18 protein-coding genes are annotated in these 17,560 nt (G+C 63.6%); 2 read left to right on the top strand and 16 right to left on the bottom strand.

What is annotated here, in order from left to right:
* Positions 1 to 10: 10 nt before the first annotated feature.
* The 14 genes from ACZ0AI_RS15025 to ACZ0AI_RS14960 are packed head-to-tail and all read right to left on the bottom strand — an operon-like array spanning position 11 to position 13,147.
* Positions 11 to 1,255 (bottom strand): NAD(P)/FAD-dependent oxidoreductase, encoded by a 1,245-nt coding sequence (locus tag ACZ0AI_RS15025; protein ID WP_463562554.1) that lies wholly within the window; start codon positions 1,253 to 1,255, stop codon positions 11 to 13.
* Entirely contained in the window at positions 1,242 to 2,390 is a 1,149-nt protein-coding gene (locus ACZ0AI_RS15020; RefSeq protein ID WP_463562553.1) for a cation:proton antiporter, read from the bottom strand. The genes ACZ0AI_RS15025 and ACZ0AI_RS15020 overlap by 14 nt, the downstream gene beginning before the upstream one ends.
* Positions 2,387 to 4,729: an MMPL family transporter gene (locus ACZ0AI_RS15015; protein WP_463562552.1), complete on the bottom strand. Its 2,343-nt coding sequence runs from the start codon at positions 4,727 to 4,729 to the stop codon at positions 2,387 to 2,389. Before ACZ0AI_RS15015 ends, ACZ0AI_RS15020 begins: the two co-directional genes overlap by 4 nt.
* On the bottom strand, positions 4,719 to 5,327 hold the full coding sequence (locus ACZ0AI_RS15010; RefSeq protein WP_463562551.1) for an outer membrane lipoprotein carrier protein LolA: 609 nt from the start codon (positions 5,325 to 5,327) through the stop codon (positions 4,719 to 4,721). The genes ACZ0AI_RS15015 and ACZ0AI_RS15010 overlap by 11 nt, the downstream gene beginning before the upstream one ends.
* Positions 5,324 to 5,749, bottom strand: a complete 426-nt coding sequence (locus ACZ0AI_RS15005; protein ID WP_463562550.1) for an acyl-CoA thioesterase — start codon at positions 5,747 to 5,749, stop codon at positions 5,324 to 5,326. The genes ACZ0AI_RS15010 and ACZ0AI_RS15005 overlap by 4 nt, the downstream gene beginning before the upstream one ends.
* A complete protein-coding gene (locus ACZ0AI_RS15000; protein WP_463562549.1) occupies positions 5,739 to 7,283 on the bottom strand; it encodes an HAL/PAL/TAL family ammonia-lyase in 1,545 nt (514 codons plus the stop codon). Before ACZ0AI_RS15000 ends, ACZ0AI_RS15005 begins: the two co-directional genes overlap by 11 nt.
* Entirely contained in the window at positions 7,264 to 8,199 is a 936-nt protein-coding gene (locus ACZ0AI_RS14995) for an LpxL/LpxP family acyltransferase (RefSeq protein WP_463562548.1), read from the bottom strand. Before ACZ0AI_RS14995 ends, ACZ0AI_RS15000 begins: the two co-directional genes overlap by 20 nt.
* Complete coding sequence (locus ACZ0AI_RS14990) at positions 8,199 to 8,930, bottom strand: glycosyltransferase family 2 protein (protein ID WP_463565945.1); 732 nt, start codon at positions 8,928 to 8,930, stop codon at positions 8,199 to 8,201. Before ACZ0AI_RS14990 ends, ACZ0AI_RS14995 begins: the two co-directional genes overlap by 1 nt.
* A 14-nt stretch (positions 8,931 to 8,944) precedes the next feature.
* Positions 8,945 to 10,603, bottom strand: coding sequence for an AMP-binding protein (locus tag ACZ0AI_RS14985; protein WP_463562547.1), 1,659 nt, complete (start codon positions 10,601 to 10,603; stop codon positions 8,945 to 8,947).
* Complete coding sequence (locus ACZ0AI_RS14980; protein WP_463562546.1) at positions 10,600 to 11,145, bottom strand: COG4648 family protein; 546 nt, start codon at positions 11,143 to 11,145, stop codon at positions 10,600 to 10,602. The genes ACZ0AI_RS14985 and ACZ0AI_RS14980 overlap by 4 nt, the downstream gene beginning before the upstream one ends.
* On the bottom strand, positions 11,142 to 11,399 hold the full coding sequence (locus ACZ0AI_RS14975) for an acyl carrier protein (RefSeq protein ID WP_463562545.1): 258 nt from the start codon (positions 11,397 to 11,399) through the stop codon (positions 11,142 to 11,144). The genes ACZ0AI_RS14980 and ACZ0AI_RS14975 overlap by 4 nt, the downstream gene beginning before the upstream one ends.
* Positions 11,400 to 11,410: 11 nt before the next feature.
* Positions 11,411 to 11,671, bottom strand: coding sequence for a phosphopantetheine-binding protein (locus ACZ0AI_RS14970; RefSeq protein ID WP_463562544.1), 261 nt, complete (start codon positions 11,669 to 11,671; stop codon positions 11,411 to 11,413).
* On the bottom strand, positions 11,652 to 12,461 hold the full coding sequence (locus tag ACZ0AI_RS14965; protein ID WP_463562543.1) for a lysophospholipid acyltransferase family protein: 810 nt from the start codon (positions 12,459 to 12,461) through the stop codon (positions 11,652 to 11,654). The genes ACZ0AI_RS14970 and ACZ0AI_RS14965 overlap by 20 nt, the downstream gene beginning before the upstream one ends.
* Positions 12,434 to 13,147 (bottom strand): beta-ketoacyl synthase chain length factor, encoded by a 714-nt coding sequence (locus ACZ0AI_RS14960; protein WP_463562542.1) that lies wholly within the window; start codon positions 13,145 to 13,147, stop codon positions 12,434 to 12,436. The genes ACZ0AI_RS14965 and ACZ0AI_RS14960 overlap by 28 nt, the downstream gene beginning before the upstream one ends.
* Positions 13,148 to 13,377: 230 nt before the next feature.
* Between ACZ0AI_RS14960 and ACZ0AI_RS14955 the strand changes: the two genes are divergently transcribed.
* The gene (locus tag ACZ0AI_RS14955; RefSeq protein ID WP_463562541.1) at positions 13,378 to 14,148 is read left to right on the top strand and encodes a ParA family protein; all 771 of its coding nucleotides are present in this window, start codon (positions 13,378 to 13,380) and stop codon (positions 14,146 to 14,148) included.
* 111 nt (positions 14,149 to 14,259) lie between these two features.
* Here ACZ0AI_RS14955 and trxC read toward each other — a convergent pair whose 3' ends face one another.
* Positions 14,260 to 14,694 (bottom strand): thioredoxin TrxC, encoded by a 435-nt coding sequence (gene trxC, locus ACZ0AI_RS14950; protein WP_463562540.1) that lies wholly within the window; start codon positions 14,692 to 14,694, stop codon positions 14,260 to 14,262.
* Between the two features lie 75 nt (positions 14,695 to 14,769).
* The gene (locus tag ACZ0AI_RS14945) at positions 14,770 to 15,747 is read right to left on the bottom strand and encodes a sulfite exporter TauE/SafE family protein (protein WP_225837780.1); all 978 of its coding nucleotides are present in this window, start codon (positions 15,745 to 15,747) and stop codon (positions 14,770 to 14,772) included.
* A gap of 221 nt (positions 15,748 to 15,968) precedes the next feature.
* On the opposite strand from ACZ0AI_RS14945, the gene ACZ0AI_RS14940 reads away from it, so the two are divergent.
* Positions 15,969 to 17,432 carry an alpha/beta hydrolase gene (locus tag ACZ0AI_RS14940; protein WP_463562539.1) on the top strand — a complete coding sequence of 488 codons (1,464 nt, stop codon included), beginning with the start codon at positions 15,969 to 15,971 and terminating at the stop codon, positions 17,430 to 17,432.
* Positions 17,433 to 17,560: the final 128 nt, after the last annotated feature.

Genomic DNA, 17,560 nt, shown 5'->3' with positions numbered 1-17,560 from the left:
CGCAATCTCCTCAGGCATTGGCGCACAACTCGGCGAGAACCCGCAGGCGACGGCGCGGCTCGGCAACGTAAGGGTTGCGTTCGTCCCAGGCATAGCCGGCGAGGATGGAGCTGATCATGGCGCGGATTTCGGGTGAGGCATTGGGGTAATAGATCACGTCCTGGAAGCTGCCGTCGTACCAGCCTTCCACGTAGACGCGGAAGGTATCGACGCCGCGTTTGAGCGGCACGGCGAAGTCCAGTTCCCAATCCACGCTTTCCCCGCTCAACTGACGGTGCAGCAGGTTGGCGGCCATGCTCGCCGAACGCATGGCGATGGTCACGCCGGAAGAGAACACTGGGTCGAGGAACTCGGCGGCGTTGCCGAGCAGCGCGAAGCCAGGGCCGTGCAGGGTTTTGACGTTGGCCGAGTAGCCCTTGATCTCGCCCACCGGGGTATCCCAGACGGCGTTGCCCAGCACCTTGGTCAGGCTCGGCGTCTCGGCGACGAACTGCTTGAGCGCCGCGTCCTTGTCTTCCGGGTAACCATCGAAGCGCTCGGCCAGGCCGACCACGCCCAGGGAGCAGCGACCGTTGCTGAACGGAATGGTCCAGAACCACACATCGCGCAGGGTCGGATGGGTGGTGATGAGGATCTTCTCGCGGTCGAAGGCCGGGTGGTCGATACGGTCTTCGATATGGGTGAACAGCGCCTTGCGCATCGGCAGGTTGGACGGCAGTTCGAGGTCGAGCAGGCGCGGCAGCAGGCGGCCATAGCCACTGGCGTCGAATACGAAGGTGCAGCTCACCTGGTACTCGTAGCCATCGGCCAGGCGGCGCACCGACAGCAGCGGCTGCGCGCCGCTGAAGTCCACGGCGACGATTTCCTCTTCATAGCGGATGGTCACGCCCTGGCGCTCGGCGTCGTCGGCCAGCACCTTGTCGAAATTGGCGCGTTGCACCTGAAAGGTCGAGCCGAAGCTTTTCGTGAAGGTCTCGCGGAAGTCGAAATCGGTGTAGCGATCGCCCCAGGCGAAAGCGGCGCCGTGCTTGGTCTGGAAGCCGGCAGCGCGCACCGCGTCGATCATTCCGGCTTCTTCGACGAAGTCCAGGCAGTGTGACAGCAGGCTCTCGCCAATCGAGAAGCGCGGGAAACGCTGGCGCTCGAGGATCAGCACCTCGTGGCCCTTGCGTTTGAGGATAGCGGCAGCGATGGCGCCGGATGGGCCCGCACCGACTACGACGATCTGATGCTGTTGGACTTCAGGAGACTTCATAGCGGCTTTTCGCCTCGCGTGTGTACGCACGCCGGCCCAACAGGGCTGGCAGCAGGGTAGAGAACAGGCTCATCAGCAGCAGGCCGAAATAGACCATGGCGTCGATCAGCTGCAATTGCAGGAGCAGGTTGAGGAATACAATTTCGGTCAGGCCACGAATATTCAGCAGCATGCTTTCGCGCCACTTGATCTGAGCCGATGCGGCCGGGTCGGCCCAGTGCAGGCCAAGCCAGCTGCCCACGACCTTGCTGCCCACTGGCGCCACCAGCAGCACGCTGACGGCGAACCAGGAGTCCGTGGCGTCAATGCCGTGGAAGTCCACGCGCAGGACGCCGCAGGTGAGAATCAGCGGAACGGCCAGGCCATTCATCAGCAGCTTCCACTGGCGCTCTGGCAGCGGCAGGCGGAACGGTACGCGGATCGCGGCGAGGCACAGCATGTAGGCGATGCCGAATACCAGCGCGTTGAGCTTGAGGTTGTGCAGCAGCACCATCAGCGCGAAGAACGGCAGGCTGTAGAACAGCGGATGGCGCAGCTTCAGTACGTGCAACAGCAGCGGCAGGGCGGCAGCCAGCAACGGCCACAGCAGGCTGATTGGGTGGCTGCTGCCCTGGGCCAGACCAAACAGGCTCCAGCACATGAAATCCATCAGGATCGCCGCGTGCAGCAGGCGCTTGGTCGCCGCAGGCGGATAGTCGATGCTCTGCAGGAACAGATAGAGCACCGGAATAGCGGTGATCGAGAACAGCAGGCCGATGCCCACCGCGCTCAGCCAGCCGTAATCACCGGGCAGCACCCACAGCGCGCAGGCCAGGCCGGCCAGCAGCGGAATCAGAAAGCTTGGCAGGGCGATCTTCAGGCATGCCGGGCTCAGCTCCAGATCGATCACATCGCTGAGGATATAACCCAGCAGCAGGGCGAAGCACAGGCCGTACAGCAGGTCTATCCAGATGGGCGCGAGCAGGTCGGCGGCGCTGAGCTGCAGGTGCGGCTCGACCCAGCCGAGCAGCAGCGCGGGAACCGCGAGACTGGCGACCAGCAACTGGCCGACGATGGGAATCAGGCGACGACCGCCAAGGATGCCGACCAGCGCGTAGATCGCCAGGGCCAGCAGCCAGAAACCGAGCACGGTCACGCTGCGACCTCCTTGTCAGACCGCGTTGCGGCCCAAGGCGACAGCAGGAAACAGAACATCAGGCCGAGGCTGATGGCCAGGCCGAAGTTGGCGATGGCGGGCGTCTGGCTGATCAGCAGCAGGCCGAACGACAGCCAGCTGGAGATGGCCGAGAGCAGCGTACCGAGCAGGCTGACGGCGGGGCCGCCGATGTTTTCGCGCATCAGGATGGCGTAATCGACGCCGATGGCGGTGATCAACAGCAGGCCGAAAAGACTGAACAGGGTCAGTGGCTGGCCCAGCCAGCCCAGGCAGGCCAGCGCGGCGAGGGCGGCCAGCAACGGCAGGCAGACCACCCGCAGCGCGCCGCCGATGCCGAACGGGATGCACAACAGCAGCACGATCGCCAGGCAGGAGATCAGCTTGAGTTCGGCAGCGCTGATCTGAGTGGCGGCGAACAGGCTGTTCAACTCACCCAGGCGGTCGACCAGTTGCACGCCGTCGAGGCCGTTTGCGGCGGTTTGCAGCAGGGCACTGTCGGTCTGGCCCTGCAGGCTGACGATGGCCGCCACGCCATTGTCATCGCGGCCGAGCCACAGGGTTCGCCATGGCTCGCCCAGAGGGCCGGCGAGGGCTTGATCCAGATTGGTTTGCGGCTGTTCCAGCAACTGCTGCAGCTCGGCTTGCAAGGCGCTTGCCGGCACGCCCAGGTCGAGCAGCGCCTGCCAATGCTTCGGCAGCTCTGTCAGGGCAGCACGCAGTGATTGCAGCTGGGCGTCAGGCGCTACCAGTTGATTGAGCGACAGGTAGCTGCGTAATTGTTGGTTCTGCACCAGCGTATCCAGGCGTGCGCCCAGCGCTTGCTGGCGCTGCAGCAGTTGCGCCTCGTCGTTGGCGCGCACCAGGAAGAACTGGCTTGTAGGCTGCTGCCCGGTGAGTTCGACGATGCGTTGTGACTGGGCGAACAGCGCCGGGTCTTTGCCCAGCCATTGGCGCAGATCGTTCTGGCTGTGCAACTGCCAGATGCCGCCGGCGCAGAACAGCAGGAACAGGCCGAGCAGCCAGAAATTACCGTTGCCTCTCTGCACACGGGAGTGCCAGCCCAGCAGGCGTGTGGCTAACGCCACCAGACGCGGCGCCGGGCGCAGTTGCATGCCATCCAGCCAGGCGGGGAGCAGGCAGACCGAGCAGAGATAGGCACCAATCAGGCCTGCGGCGGAGAACGCCGCGATCTGTGTGAGGGCCGGGAACGGCGTGAAGGCCAGTGCCAGGTAGCCGATCAGGTTGGTACCCAGGCTCAGGCTCAGGCCCGGTAGGGTGCTGTGTAATGCGCTCCAGCTGCGCCATTGGTTATGGCCCCAGCTCTTGCTCAGGTAATGCAGCGGGTAGTCGGCCGCGACGCCGATCAGGCTGGCGCCGAGTACCAGAGTCAGTGCGTTGATCTGGCCAAATATCAGTACGCAGGCGGCGCTACCGGCGAGCAGGGCCACGGCGATCGGCAGCAGGCTGAGCAGCACGCGTACTCGGCGGAAGGCCAGCAGCAACAGTAACAGCATGCCGAGGCTGGCGGCACCGCCGATCAGGGTCATCTCGCTCATGGCCTTGTTCTGGCCTGCCGCGGCGTACAGCACGCCGCCAGTGGCAAGCAACTGACCGCCTGCCGCTTCGGTGGTGGCGCGCGCAGCGTCGATACTCTGCGCGATGTCTAACGGCGCCTGCATGTCGAAGGCATCGCCACGGCTGCGCAAGTACAGCACGGCCCAGCTCATGCCGGTCTCCTGAACCAGCAGAGTGCCGCTGGCCAGATCGGGCTGTACTCGGCCGCCAAAATTGAGTGCCTGCTGTGCGCGTCCGCCCAGGCCTAGCCAGTCCTGTTCCGGCGGCAGTAGGCTGAAAGACGCAAACGGATCGAACAGTTCGGCAGCGCGTTGCTGAATAAAGGTTTCCGGCTGCTCACTGAGCAACTGACGGTCAGCCGCAGGCAGCAGGTTCAGGCTGCTGTCGCGCAAGTGCTGACGCAGGGCCTCGAGATCGCTGTCGAGTTGCCAGCGCACCTGTTGGAAATTACCACCGTCGCGCCATTGCTGGCCCAGGGTCGCGGCTAGAGCGACGGCCCGTTCGCGCTGTGGATGACCGACCAATACCAGTAGGTCGCGCTGAATAGGCTCCTGCATACGCGCCTCGGCCTGTTGCAACCGCGCATCGCCCGCACCGCTGGGTAGCAGGGCGAGCATGCTGGCGGCCACTGGCGGGCCGCTGCGCCACTGCCAGGCAGTCAGCGCGAGCAGCGCCAGTAGCAGCACGGCGAACAGCCGCGGCAGGCGGCGTTCTATAAGTGCTTTTCCAGCTTCAGCGGGCAAAGTCGCTGCGCTCCTGCTCGCTCAGTGCATTGGCCGAAACGCTGGCGGGCATGCGCATCAGCGTGCGGTCACCCTGGGTTTCGTGCAGTTCGATGCGCTCGACCAGCTCGCCACCGCTGATCTCGATACGGCTGAACACTTGCTTGAGCAGCATCGAGGTTGGCAACAGGGTCAGCGTCCAGGCCTTGGCGTCGCCGCTCAGTTGCAGGTCGAAATCCCGCGCCAGGCCGCTGTGGTTGCCCTTGAGCACATCGAGAAACAAGCGGCTCTGCTGGGCGGCGACGTCGCGCCCCGGTTGCATCTGCCAGCCGTCGGCGCTACGTCGGGCAATGCCCTTGGTGTCAATGCGGTATTCCTGCTGCAGTGGTTTCTGCAGTTTCCAGAGCAGACCCGAGTCGGCGGCGAGCACGAACTCGCCACTGCTGGTAAGTGGCTGGGGCAGGGCGCGCAGGTGTTTCTCCTGAATGAAGGGCCCGCGCACCACCGGGTGTTGCGCCAATTGTTTGCTGAGGCCGTCGAGAGTGAAGGACTCGGCCTGGCTGCTCAGGGCTGTCAGTATCAGGCTGAACAGCAGGGTGACGCGTGCCATGCGACTCATCCGATCACCCGCTGCACGGCATCGATAAATACCTGAGGTGAGGCCAGCAGCATTTCCTTACTGGCAATTTCCACCGCCACCTGCACGCTGCTACCACGGGTCATGCGCTCGCCAGTGACGGTGTCACTGATCAGGTAGTGGATCTTCAGGCGATTTTCCCACTCCACCAGATCGGCGCACACGGTAATGCGCTGGCCGAACTGGGCACCGCGGATATAGCGCAGCTGCAGGTCGATCACTGGCCAGGCGTAACCGCTGTCGCGCATCTGCGGGTAGCCGTGGTCGAGGCGCTCGAGCAGCGCACAACGGGCCTGCTCGAAGTATTTGACGTAGTGGCCGTGCCAGACGATTTCCATCATGTCCACGTCGAAGAACGGCACGAGGATTTCCACCTCGGCCTGGAGTACGCCTTTACTGCGCATACAGGCTCCAGTGCTGAGCACGGATACGTTGCAGGCACAGGCGCAGTTCGCCTTCCAGAGCGCGATCTTCGATCAGCGGCGGGAAGTCTTCGCCCAGTGTCACGTGCATGTCCGCCAGGGCTGCTGGCAAGACGGTGGATTCGGCGCGCTGGCGCAACCAGACACCCTGGTTGGCAGCCAGCAGCGTGGCCGCGGCGACCTGTTCGGCTAGTTCCAGGCTGCGCAGGGCGTCGCGGGCGGCGATGGTGCCCATGCTCACCTTGTCCTGGTTGTGGCATTCGGTGGAGCGCGAGAACACGCTCGCCGGCATGGTGTTCTTCAGGGCTTCGGCCGTCCAGGCGCTGGCGCCGATCTGCACGGCCTTGAAGCCATGGTTGATCATCGCGGTTTCCGTCGGAGCACCGGACAGGTTGCTTGGCAGGCCATGGTTGTAACGGGTGTCGACCAGCAGGGCGAGCTGGCGGTCGAGCAGGTCGGCGAGGTTGCCGATCAGGTTCTTCAGGCTGTCCATGGCAAAGGCGATATGCCCGCCGTAGAAGTGCCCACCATGCAGCACGCGCTCTTCATCGGGATCGATCAGTGGGTTGTCGTTGGCGCTGTTCAGCTCGGTTTCGATGAACTGGCGCAGCAGCCCCAGGCTGTCGGCCAGCACGCCCAGCACGTGCGGTGCGCAGCGGATCGAGTAGCGATCCTGCAGGCGGTGCAGCGGGGCGGTCGGCGCATCGATGGCCAGATCCTGGCGAATCCAAGCGGCGACCTGATTCTGGCCCGGGTGCGGTTTGGCGGCGAACAGGCGTTCGTCGAAGTGCTCCGGGTTGCCCTGCAGGGCGATCACGTTGAGCGCGGTAATGCGCGTCGCCAGCTTGAGCAGGTAATCGGCACGGGAATAGGCCTGGCAGGCCAGTGCGGTCATCACCGCGGTGCCGTTCATCAGCGCCAGCGCTTCCTTGGGGCGCAGCACCAGCGGCGTCCAGCCCAGCTCGGCATGCACGTCAGCGGCGCTGCGGCGCTCGCCGCGGTACATCACTTCGCGCTCGCCACACAGGGTCGCGGCAATGTAGGACAGTGGCGTCAGGTCGCCACTGGCACCGACCGAGCCCTCTTCCGGGATCAGCGGCAGCACATCGTGTTCGATGAACGCCTGCAGGCGCTCCAGCAACTCCAGGCGAACCCCGGACATCCCCTGGCACAGCGACTGCAAACGGGCCGCCAGCACCGCACGGGTAGCTTGTTCGTCGAGTAACTTGCCCAGGCCGCAGCCGTGGAAGGTGTACAGATGACGCGGCAGCGCCTCGACCTGATGCAACGGCACCGCCACCACGCAGGAGTCGCCGTAGCCGGTGGTGATACCGTAGATCATGCCTTCGCGGTCGAGCAGGCTGTCGACGAAGCGTGCGCCGCGGCCGATGCGATCGCGCCATTCGACACTGCTGTCCAGCTCGCCGCGCGCAGTGCGCTGGGCCAGGCTGACGATCTGTTCAAGACGCAGCGGCTGAGCGCCGAAGGTCACCGTTTCAGGCTGATGGGTTGTCATGGTCGTTCCAGAACGGATAGAAATTGAACCACTGCTGCGGGGCTTGCAGGCAGCGTTGGGCCAGGTGATCGGCGTAGCGTTGCGCCCATTCCTGAATGACCGCTTCGCGCTCGCTGCGTTTCCACTGCACGGCATCGGTAAAGGGTTGCAGCATGACCTGATAGTGGCCATCGATCTTCAGGCAGTCGATCAGGTTGACCGGGCATTGCAGCAGCCCGGCGAGTAGCCAGGGGCCCTGGGGCAGAGGGGCCGACTGGCCGAGAAAGTCGACGTTCACGGTGCGCTCGCCGTGCAGCGGTACGCGATCACCGGCAATCGCCAGCCATTCGCCGCGCTCCAGGTGATCGGCCAGGCGCATCATCACCGCGGGGTCGAGCTCGCTGACCTGGATCAGCCGCAGGTTGTTGGCGCCGGTTTCCTTGAGCAGGCGATTGAACTGCTCGGCATGCCGCGTGTGAACGAGCACGTTCATGCGCACCTGGGCGCTCAGCTCGGCCAGGGCACGGCACACTTCGAGGTTGCCGAGGTGGGCACCGACCAGCAGCTGGCCGCGTGTTCCGCTCATCTGGCCGTGCAAGCCGTGTGGGTCGATCAGCTCGATGTCGCTGAAATTCAGGCGGCCACTCCATACGTCCAGCTTGTCCAGCAGGCTGTCGGCGAATGCCATGAACTGGGCGAATACCGAGCGACGGGTCGGGCGCAGCTCAGGGCGGGCGCTCCAGCTTGCGAGGTTGTGCTGATACTGGCGAACGCTGCGCCGCGCCTTGGCGCCGAACAGGAAGAAGTAAGCGACGATCAGGTGCAGCAACGGGCTCAGCGCACGGCGGCCCAGGTAGCGGGAGGCCAGGGCGGTGAATTTCATCAGGGCGAAGCTGCCGCGCTCGCGCTGGCCGGCCCAGTGTCTGCTGCGATCCATCAGCGCCACCGCCGGTAGAGCAGCATGGGCGCCCGGCAGAGCATGCCGAAGAACAGCCGCGCATGCATTTTCGAGATCAGCACGTTGTCCTGCCACAGACGGAAATGCGACACGCCGTCCGCCGGGTAATGCACGCGGGTCGGCAGCCACTGCATGGGCTGCCCGCGCCATGACAGACGTACGAGAATTTCCGAGTCGAAATCCATGCGCGTGCCGAGCTTCGCCGAGTCGATCAGCGCCACGCTGGCGGCCAGCGGGTAGACACGAAAGCCGCACATGGAATCGCGGATCTGCAGCGACAGGCTGTTGATCCACACCCAGACGTGGGTCAGGTAGCGGGCGTACAGGCGGCCCTTGGGCACGCTGGCGTCGTACTGCGGGTAGCCACAGATGATCGCCTCGGGATGGGTGCGGGATTCGTCGAGAAAGGCCTGTACCGCCAGCAGATCGTGCTGGCCATCGGCGTCCACTTGCAGGGCATGGCTGAAACCCAGGCGCTGCGCCTCGCGCAGGCCGGCCATTACCGCACCGCCTTTGCCTTGGTTGTCCGCTAGGCGCAAGAGGTGAACATCGGCCTGCTTGGCCAGTTCGTCCATCACCGCCGCACAGCTCGGGCTGGATGCATCGTCGACCAATACGCAAGGTAGGTCGGCCTCGAGCAGCGCAGCGACCACGTTGGGCAGCGGCCCTTCATGGTTGTACACCGGGATCAGCGCGCAAGGGCGATGAATGGCTGCAAGCGCAGTCATGGCGCGGCCTTGAGCAGGATGCGCCCGGAGGAGCAGTTGGCCTCGCCGTTGCGGAAGGTGAAGTACAGCTTGTTGCGTTCTCCGTCGAAACGCAGGGTCAGTTGCAGGCGGTCGCCAGGGCGTACCAGTTGCTGGAACTTGAGCACTTCCATGCCACCGAACAATGGCGGCAGATCGCTGATCAGGGTGCGCGCCAGCTGCTGCGCCCAGTCGATCTGCACCACACCTGGCAACACTGGCGTGCCTGGGAAGTGGCCGCTGAAATGCGCCAGATCTAGAGGCACGTCCAGCTCCAGGTGCCATTCGCCTTGCTCTTCCCGCGCGCTGACCGGCTCTACCCGCGTGGGGCGGTCGGCGGCCAGCAGGTCATTGACCTGCACCTGACCCAGCTTGCCCTGGCTGCTGTACGGCAGATGGGGCAGCAGGCGCCAGCGGCGTGGCAGGGCGATAGTCTCGCAATGGCCGGCCAGGTGTTGGCGCAGGCCCTCGGTCAGATGACGGCGACCCTGGTTGCGCAGCACGTGCAGGCCTTCGGGGGACAGCGCCACCAGCGCACCGAGAAAGGCACGCCCCTGCTGCACTACGCCGAGGCGCGCCTCGCTGACCCAGTCATGCAGCGCCAGGGCCTGTTCCAGTAGGGGCAGGGAAATGCGTTTTTCTTCCAGCTTGACGATGCGATCCAGGCGCGCACCGAGAATGAAGCGGCCATCGGTCTCGATTTGCGCGGCATCGGCCATCTGTTCCCAGTGCCCGGCAGGCAGATAAGGCGAGCTCAGGCGCAGTGCACCTTCGTTGTTCAGCTCGAGTCTTACGTCAGCGAAAGGCAGCCAGTGTTCGCCACCCTGACGCCAGGCGATGCCGCCCGTTTCCGAGCTGCCGTAGATTTCCGTCGGCCACTGGCCCAGACGCTGCTGCACGGAGGCGGCCGCTTCGGCAGGCAATGCACCTCCGGAAGAAAACACCTGACGTACGCGGCTCAGTGCCGCCCAGTCGAGGTTGTCGCCCATGCGCTTGAGCAGCGCCGGGCTGGTGATCCAGGCGAAAGCCGGATGAGGCAGGCTGGCCAGTTGCAGGTCTTCGGGGAAGGGCATTGCTTTGGGCAGAAATACCCGTCCGGCGCACAGCGGCCAGAGCACGCGGAACAACAGCCCGTAGATATGCTGGGCAGCCACGCTGCCGATGATCAGCGCATCGCCGAGGCGTTCGCCCCACAGGTCTTCCAATGCCTGCACTTCGTTGGCCAGTTGGCCGAGGCTCTTGTCGATCAGCTTGGGCTCGCCACTGGAGCCTGATGTGCACAGGGTCAGGCGGCAGCGTTCACGATCGAGCGTACGAGCCGTCAGCGATGTTGCGGCCATCGAGTCATCGAGGCGCTCCAGCCAGAGGTCGACCTGGGCACCCAGGCGCTGGCGGGTTTGCGATTGGGCATCGGCAGGCAGCAGCACGTGAATGTCAGCCTGCCAGGCAGCGAGCAAGGCGATGGCCAGCTCGGAGGCGTCTTCCAGGTGCAGGGCGATGCGTTTCACGCCCGCGGCCTGCCAGTGCGCCGCCAGGCTCAGTGCGCGCAGGCACAGCTGTGCGTGATCGAGCGCCGGGGTAACCTGACGGCTGGCATCTGCCTCCAGCAGTAGGTTCTCGAGGCTTAGCCAGTTCATTCGAATCTCCTTACACGTTGACGCACCAGCCATTCGCCGGCGAATAGCAGGCCCATCAGCAGGTAAGAAATCAGCCCGGTGTAGAGCGCCCACCAGGACAGTGGTGCCCACAGGTTCAGGGCGACTACCACCAGGCCGTTGGCCAACATAAACAGCGCCCACACTTCGGTGACCCGACGCGTGTAACGCACCGCTACTTCAGGTAGTTCGGGCTCGCGCAGGCGTGCCAGGCGCTCGACCATCGGCATGCCGATCTTCAGGCTGCTGGCGAAAAGCGCCATTAACAGCGCGCTGACCAGCACCGGATACCAGCGCAGTAGCGCCGGCTCGTCGGCCAGGGCCAGCAGCAGGCAGAACACCAGCACCGCACCGGTCATCCTGCGGCTGTTGCGGTCACTCGGGTTAGCGAGCAGTCGGGCCAGCCACAGGCCGCCCAGTAGCCCGGCGAACAACGCCGGCGAAAGGTGGCCCGCGCCGAAATACACGGCGAACGGATAGGCCACGCTGACCAGCGCGACCAACAGGCCGAGCAAACGGCTCATGCGGGGTCCGCGTTGACCAATTGATGCACCGCTTCGACCACGTCACCGACGGTGCGCACCGACTTGAACGCTTCGGCGGCAATCTTCTTGCCGGTCTGGCGCTTGATATGATCGATCAGGTCGACGGCGTCGATGCTGTCGATTTCCAGATCATCGTAGAGGTTGGCGTCCAGGCTGATGCGCTCGGGGCTCAGCTCGAACAGCTCCACCAGAGCGTCGCGCAAGGTGGCGAAGATTTCGTCACGGGTTTGCATGGTGGTTGTCCTCAGATTGCCTGGCGACTGGCAACGAAGGCTGCCAGGCTGGCCACGTTGGCGAAGTGGGTGCGGGTGTCCTTGGCTTCGGCGTCGATCTTGATACCGAAACGCTTCTGGATTGCCAGGCCCAGTTCCAGGGCGTCGACCGAGTCCAGGCCGAGGCCTTCACCGAATAGGGTGAGGTCGTCACCGATATCCTGGGGCGTGATGTCTTCGAGTCCCAGGGAATCGATGATCAGGTGTTTGATCTCAAGCTGTAGAGCGCTCATCGCTTGCGAGCTCCTTAATGAAATGCTGATGCAAATGGTCGTTGAGTTTGCGCGACGCTACTGGGGCAGCGCCCATGGCTGTAAATTGCGCCGGGTCGATGTCCTCGCCCACGCGCAAATGAATATGAAAACGCCGCGCTGGAATCCGGTACCAGGGCTCCGCTTTGGTTAGCGTGGTAGGTGAGACGCTGATCACCACCGGGGTAATCACACGGGCGCCCCGCAAGGCGATGGCCGCGGCGCCGCGGTGGAACTCCGGCGCCCGGCCGGGCGTGGTGCGCGTGCCTTCCGGAAAGATGACCAGAGTCTGGCCTTGCTGCAGCACACCGGCCGCTTCGTCGAGCATATCCATGCTACCGCTGTTGCTGATGTAACCCGCTGAGCGGATCGGCCCACGCATACAGGGGTTGTTCCACAGGCTCTGCTTCACCACGCAGTTGGCGTTGCGGGTAAAGGCGATGGTCACCACCACGTCGATCAGCGAGGGGTGGTTGGCAATGATCATTTGCCCGGGGCGGCCCAGGCGTTCGGCATTCTCGACTTCATAGGTGAGCACGCCGCTGCGGTGCATGAACTTGACGAAAGTGCGGAAATTCCAGCTCACCACCTGGCGGGCGCGGCGTTGATGAGCCGCGGCATCGCCGGGAAGCAGCGACAGCGCGGGAAACACCAGCACGCGCAGCATCACGCCGCCTATACCGAACAGGGTAAAGCTCGCCGCCGTGGCGATTAGCCGCCACCAGTAAGGCGCGCTGTAGCGCTTCACAGGCTTTTGTGTGACCAGATCCATTGGCGCTCTTTCCAGGTGTGTTCGATGGTTGCGCAGCCATTGCACAGGGCTTGTATCAGGCTCAGTGGATGTGGCCACTGCGTGCGCGGGCCGCTGCCCGTGCGTAGCTGCAAATCCCAGTCGTCGCCAGGTACCAGTAGCAAAGCCAGCGCATAGGGGAACGGCACATCATCGATGAATGGGGCGTAAAGCTCCGGCTGCGCTTCTTCGCCGATCACCAGCAACACCGCGGGAGCACCCTCGGCGAGCAGCGTAGCGGCTTCCAGCATGGCCATTTCGAGGCCATCACCTTCTCCGGCCAGCGCGGTCATCTCACTGGTGTCGCCGCGCATAATCGACCACTGGCCGATTATCGCGTTGTGTACCGAAAGACTGAACTGAGTCGGCGACAGCGGCTCTGCTACTGCAAGGTCTTGAAGAATGGCCAGACTTCGCGGCGTTTCGCCATGGCGCGAAGCGAACACCAGCGGCAGCGCCGAGTGACCTTCGGCAAGCGGCCAGGCGACCTGGAAAACCATGCGAGCGAGACGGCTCAAGCGACGGCGTTGCAAGGCGGGGAGGAAGCTGACATCGGGCTGTTCGCCACTATCGTGCAGGCGTTCGGGCGCCTTGCTCCAGGCGAGCCAGTTATCCGTACTGTCCAGGCCAGGAGCCCAGGCACGCCATTGATCGATCCTGAAATGCATGTCTAGATGAAACTCTGCTTGGCCCGCCGGGCAATTCCTTGTCTGAAAGACTGTCCTGTGCGACAAGAGCCTGTCGTGGAGAGCGATGCTGCGTTGGCATTATCCGGGTGATAACTTGGCCTCGCAAACATTAAGTAGCGATTTTCTGATGCGTGACGCGTTTCTCCTCGTTCTCGCTACTGTCAAGAACATATGCCTAGTATCAATGTACTAGACAGGAGGAAGTGCAGATGCGGCGCGTAGTTTTCAATCAGAAGGGTGGCGTGGGCAAATCCAGCATTGCTTGCAACCTGGCTGCGGTGAGTGCGTCCCAAGGCTATCGGACACTGCTGGTCGATCTGGATGCTCAGGCCAACTCGTCCCACTACCTGACCGGGTTGACTGGCGATGACATCCCCATGGGCATCGCCGATTTCTTCAAGCAGACCCTGTCCAGCGGGCTGACTGCCAAGAAGGGCAAAGTCGATATCTACGAAACGCCCTTCGACAACCTGCACGTGATCACCGCCACCGCCGAGTTGGCGGAGCTGCAGCCCAAGCTGGAGCAGAAGCACAAGATCAACAAGCTGCGCAAACTGCTCGAGGAGCTTTCCGAGGACTACGAGCAGATCTATCTGGATACGCCGCCAGCGCTGAATTTCTATACCGTTTCCGCGTTGATCGCCGCTGATCGCGTGCTGATTCCCTTCGATTGCGACACCTTCTCGCGCAACGCCCTGTTCGGCCTGCTGCGCGAGATCGAAGAATTGAAGGAGGATCACAACGAAACGCTGGAAGTGGAAGGCATCGTGGTCAACCAGTTCCAGCCACGCGCGACGCTGCCGCAGCAACTGCTCGACGAACTGATCGCCGAAGGCCTGCCGGTGCTGCCGGTGAACCTGATGAGCTCGGTGAAGATGCGAGAATCACACCAGGCCTGTAAGCCGCTTATCTATCTCGACCCACGGCACAAACTGACCCTGCAGTACGTCGAGCTGCACGACTTTCTGCAGCAGCGCTGATCGCGGCGCCCCTCGAAACATCCCTGGGTATCGCTGCGCTCAACCACAGGCTACGACGAGCCTGCTTTGGTAGCCCGGCGTTGAGCGAAGCGATACCCGGGTTGTCGCCTGTTAAACGCCTTGAGTGTTCAGCCAGGCCAGCAGTTGCGGCAAGGGCAGGGCGCCGCTCTGCCTGGCCACTTCCTTGCCGTCACGAAACAGAATCAGGCTGGGAATCGAGCGGATAACCAACTGGGTGGATAGCTGCGGGTTGGCTTCGCTGTCCAGTTTTCCCAGTCGGCAGCGGGTGCGCAGTTCGCTGGCTGCTTGCGTGAACGTCGGCGCGAAACTGCGGCAAGGGCCGCACCACGAGGCCCATACGTCGACCAGCAACGGCAGGTCGCCCTTGAGTTGTGCGGCGAAGTTGCCCTGGCTGAGGTCGAACGGCGCACCCGGAAGCACCTCGGCCTTGCAATGGCCGCAACGCGGCGCCTCACTCAGGCGGGCGGCGGGGATACGGTTGAGGCTGCTGCAGCTGGGGCAGGGGATGATCGGTGAATCACTCATGACAGGCTCCGCAAAGTCATACAACTCTCTGCAGCCTATGGACTGCGCCCTGGCATCGCAAGGCGCAGGTCGTTCTCAAGTCAGGCTGGCGTAGATGTTATAGGCGCTGATACAGGTAATCAGGCAGCCAACGATGGTCAGCAGGGTGCGTGCAGAGAGTTTCTTGCACAGCAGTGCCGCCAGCGGCGCAGCGAACATGCCGCCGAATACCAGTCCGGCTACCATCAGCCAGGTATCCGGCTGACCCGCCAGCAGGATGAAGGAGGTGGCGCTGGTGATGGTCAGGAAGAATTCGGCGAAGTTTACCGAGCCGATGGTAGTGCGCGGGTCGCTGCCCGAGCCGAGCAGGCTGCTGGTGACCACCGGGCCCCAGCCACCACCGCCAGCGGCGTCGACGAAACCACCGAACAGCGCCAGCTTGCCGACGTGCTTGGGCTCCTTCTTCACCAGTCGCACGTGGCGATAGGCTTTGTGCAGGATGTACAGGCCCATCAGCAGCAGGTAGGCCGAGATGAAGGGCTTCATCACGTCGCCGTCGAAGGTGGTGATCAGCACCGCGCCGAGAATCGCACCGATCATGCCCGGCAGCAGCAGGCGCAGAAAAAGCGCCTTGTTGACGTTGCCCAGCTTGGCGTGGGAAATCCCCGACAGCCCGGTGGTGAACACTTCGGCGATATGCACGCTAGCGCTGGCTGCAGCCGGCGTGGCGCCGGTACTCAGCAGGAAGGTCGTGGCCGTGATGCCATAGGCCATGCCCAGCGCACCGTCGATGACCTGAGCGAAGAAACCGACTGCCACGGCGCTCCAGAAGGCGCGGCTGGTCAGGGCATCTTCGATGATCTCCAGGCCGGTGCTTTCGTGGTTGCCGAAGAACAGGCGCCAGGCAAGGAACAGCAGCAGGCCAGCCAGGGTGAGGATGGCGAACCACATGGCGGCGCGCAGGATCGGATGGTTATCCGGGTGGGAGACGTGGTCTTCCAGAGGGGGCAATCCCAGCGCCTGATGTTCGTCGTTGACCGGGCTGTTGCTGAGATCGAGATTGCGAATTTTCATGCGGTGTAAAGGCCTGACAGCGGGTGGTAGAACAGGCGAGTTGAAGCGGCGCGACGATAAACGGCTTTTGCCTATAGGTCTAAGAACCTTTGGAAAGGTCTATATGCCTATTCGGTTTAATAGATAAGCAAATGTTCACCAGTCGGCTATACCAAGACTGCGCACCAGCGTTCGCGTGCGGTGAGGGTTATCATGGATCGTTTGCGGTTGGAGGCTGAGGCATGAGGGCAGTGGTGAAAAAGTGGGTGCGCCTGACTGGGCTGGTAGTTGCCGTGACTGCCGTGACCTTCTTCGCCCTGCGGATTTACGACGCCCAGAGCAAGCCTGACCTGAGCCCCTGGCATACCTTCGTCCCCCACGAACTGAATGCCGATGAACTGGACTCCGCCAGTTGGCAGGATTACCTGCTGGCCGAACAGGCACTGTTCGCCTCGCTGCCGGACAGGGTCTACCAGCGCCTCGACGATGCCGAGCGCGTGCCGGATAACCGCTACTTCGCCGACAGCCCGCTGAACGCCTCGCGCTTCGAATGGGACTGGAACCGATCCTACGTGCTGGAGCCTGATGGCGAGCCGAAAGGCGCCGCCGTGATGCTTCACGGGCTTACCGATTCACCCTACAGCCTGCGGCACATCGCCAAGCTGTATCGCGACGCCGGTTTCATCGTCGTCGGCCTGCGTCTACCGGGGCACGGCACCACGCCTGGCGCGCTCACCGACGTGACCTGGCAGGACTGGCTGGCCGCCACGCGCCTGGCCGTTCGCGAGGCCAGGCGCCTTACCAACGCTGGCGATCCGCTGCATCTGGTCGGCTATTCGGCAGGCGGTGGCCTGGCCCTCAAGTACGCTCTCGATGCCCTCGGCAACGATGAACTGGCGCGGCCGGATCGCCTGACCCTGATCTCGCCGATGATCGGCGTGGCCGGTTATGCCCGCTTTGCCGGGCTAGCGGGGTTACCTGCCATATTCCCCGCTTTCGCCAAGGCCGCCTGGCTGGATGTGCTGCCCGAGTACAACCCGTTCAAGTACAACTCCTTCGCCCTCAATGCCGCGCGGCAGTCCTATCTGTTCACCTCGGCACTGCAGGAGCAGATCGCCACGCTGAGCGAGCGTGGTGCGTTGCAGGAGCTGCCGCCGCTGCTGACATTCCAGTCGCTGGTCGATTACACGGTCAGCACGCCCGCTGTGGTCAACGCCCTGTACGCGCAGTTGCCCGCCAATGGCAGCGAGTTGGTGCTGTTCGACCTCAATCGATTCGTCGACTTCGGGCCGTTGCTGGGTACTCACGCCAAATCACCTACCAACCTGCTGCCAGCCACGCCGCGTCATTACCGCACCACGCTGATCGGCAATACCTCGTCGCAGACGCTGGATGCCGCAGCCCGCATCACTGAAGCGGGCGCCACTGAGGAGCAGGTGACGCCACTCGGCCTGGCATTTCCCCGCGAGGTGTTCTCGCTGTCCCACGTCGCCCTGCCATTTCCGCTGAGCGATTCGTTGTACGGCTTGCAGCCTGACGAGCCGGAGAATTACGGCGTGCACCTCGGCGCGTTGTCCGTGCGCGGTGAGCGGGGCGTGCTGCTGGTCAGCATGGAGGCGCTACAGCGAGTGACGTCCAATCCGTTCTATCCCTACATGGTTGAGCGGTTAGCTGAGCATGCCGGGTTCGAGACGACTAGGCAGTAGTTCGTATCGCCCATGCGGGTGGGCGCGAGCAAGGCAGGCTCTGCAGGCGCACGACCCTGCGGCGAAGGACGGCTGTGGCGCGTACTTACGCAATGACCATCATCGCATCGCCCGCAAGCGGGCTCCTA

The sequence above is a fragment of the Pseudomonas sp. AC355 genome, assembly GCF_979258205.1.
The sequence above is the reverse complement of the archived record's forward strand: the minus strand, read 5'-3'. Positions and strand labels throughout refer to the sequence as shown.

What these genes read in the sequence shown, in the direction of transcription:
- ACZ0AI_RS14970 (WP_463562544.1), bottom strand. Translation starts at nt 11,671, where the DNA reads ATGAGCGCTCTACAGCTTGAGATCAAACACCTGATCATCGATTCCCTG.
- ACZ0AI_RS14985 (WP_463562547.1), bottom strand. Translation starts at nt 10,603, where the DNA reads ATGAACTGGCTAAGCCTCGAGAACCTACTGCTGGAGGCAGATGCCAGC.
- ACZ0AI_RS14980 (WP_463562546.1), bottom strand. Translation starts at nt 11,145, where the DNA reads ATGAGCCGTTTGCTCGGCCTGTTGGTCGCGCTGGTCAGCGTGGCCTAT.
- ACZ0AI_RS14965 (WP_463562543.1), bottom strand. Translation starts at nt 12,461, where the DNA reads ATGGATCTGGTCACACAAAAGCCTGTGAAGCGCTACAGCGCGCCTTAC.
- ACZ0AI_RS14995 (WP_463562548.1), bottom strand. Translation starts at nt 8,199, where the DNA reads ATGGATCGCAGCAGACACTGGGCCGGCCAGCGCGAGCGCGGCAGCTTC.
- ACZ0AI_RS15005 (WP_463562550.1), bottom strand. Translation starts at nt 5,749, where the DNA reads ATGCGCAGTAAAGGCGTACTCCAGGCCGAGGTGGAAATCCTCGTGCCG.
- ACZ0AI_RS14955 (WP_463562541.1), top strand. Translation starts at nt 13,378, where the DNA reads ATGCGGCGCGTAGTTTTCAATCAGAAGGGTGGCGTGGGCAAATCCAGC.
- ACZ0AI_RS14960 (WP_463562542.1), bottom strand. Translation starts at nt 13,147, where the DNA reads ATGCATTTCAGGATCGATCAATGGCGTGCCTGGGCTCCTGGCCTGGAC.
- ACZ0AI_RS14975 (WP_463562545.1), bottom strand. Translation starts at nt 11,399, where the DNA reads ATGCAAACCCGTGACGAAATCTTCGCCACCTTGCGCGACGCTCTGGTG.
- ACZ0AI_RS15010 (WP_463562551.1), bottom strand. Translation starts at nt 5,327, where the DNA reads ATGAGTCGCATGGCACGCGTCACCCTGCTGTTCAGCCTGATACTGACA.
- ACZ0AI_RS15025 (WP_463562554.1), bottom strand. Translation starts at nt 1,255, where the DNA reads ATGAAGTCTCCTGAAGTCCAACAGCATCAGATCGTCGTAGTCGGTGCG.
- ACZ0AI_RS15000 (WP_463562549.1), bottom strand. Translation starts at nt 7,283, where the DNA reads ATGACAACCCATCAGCCTGAAACGGTGACCTTCGGCGCTCAGCCGCTG.
- ACZ0AI_RS14940 (WP_463562539.1), top strand. Translation starts at nt 15,969, where the DNA reads ATGAGGGCAGTGGTGAAAAAGTGGGTGCGCCTGACTGGGCTGGTAGTT.
- trxC (WP_463562540.1), bottom strand. Translation starts at nt 14,694, where the DNA reads ATGAGTGATTCACCGATCATCCCCTGCCCCAGCTGCAGCAGCCTCAAC.
- ACZ0AI_RS14945 (WP_225837780.1), bottom strand. Translation starts at nt 15,747, where the DNA reads ATGAAAATTCGCAATCTCGATCTCAGCAACAGCCCGGTCAACGACGAA.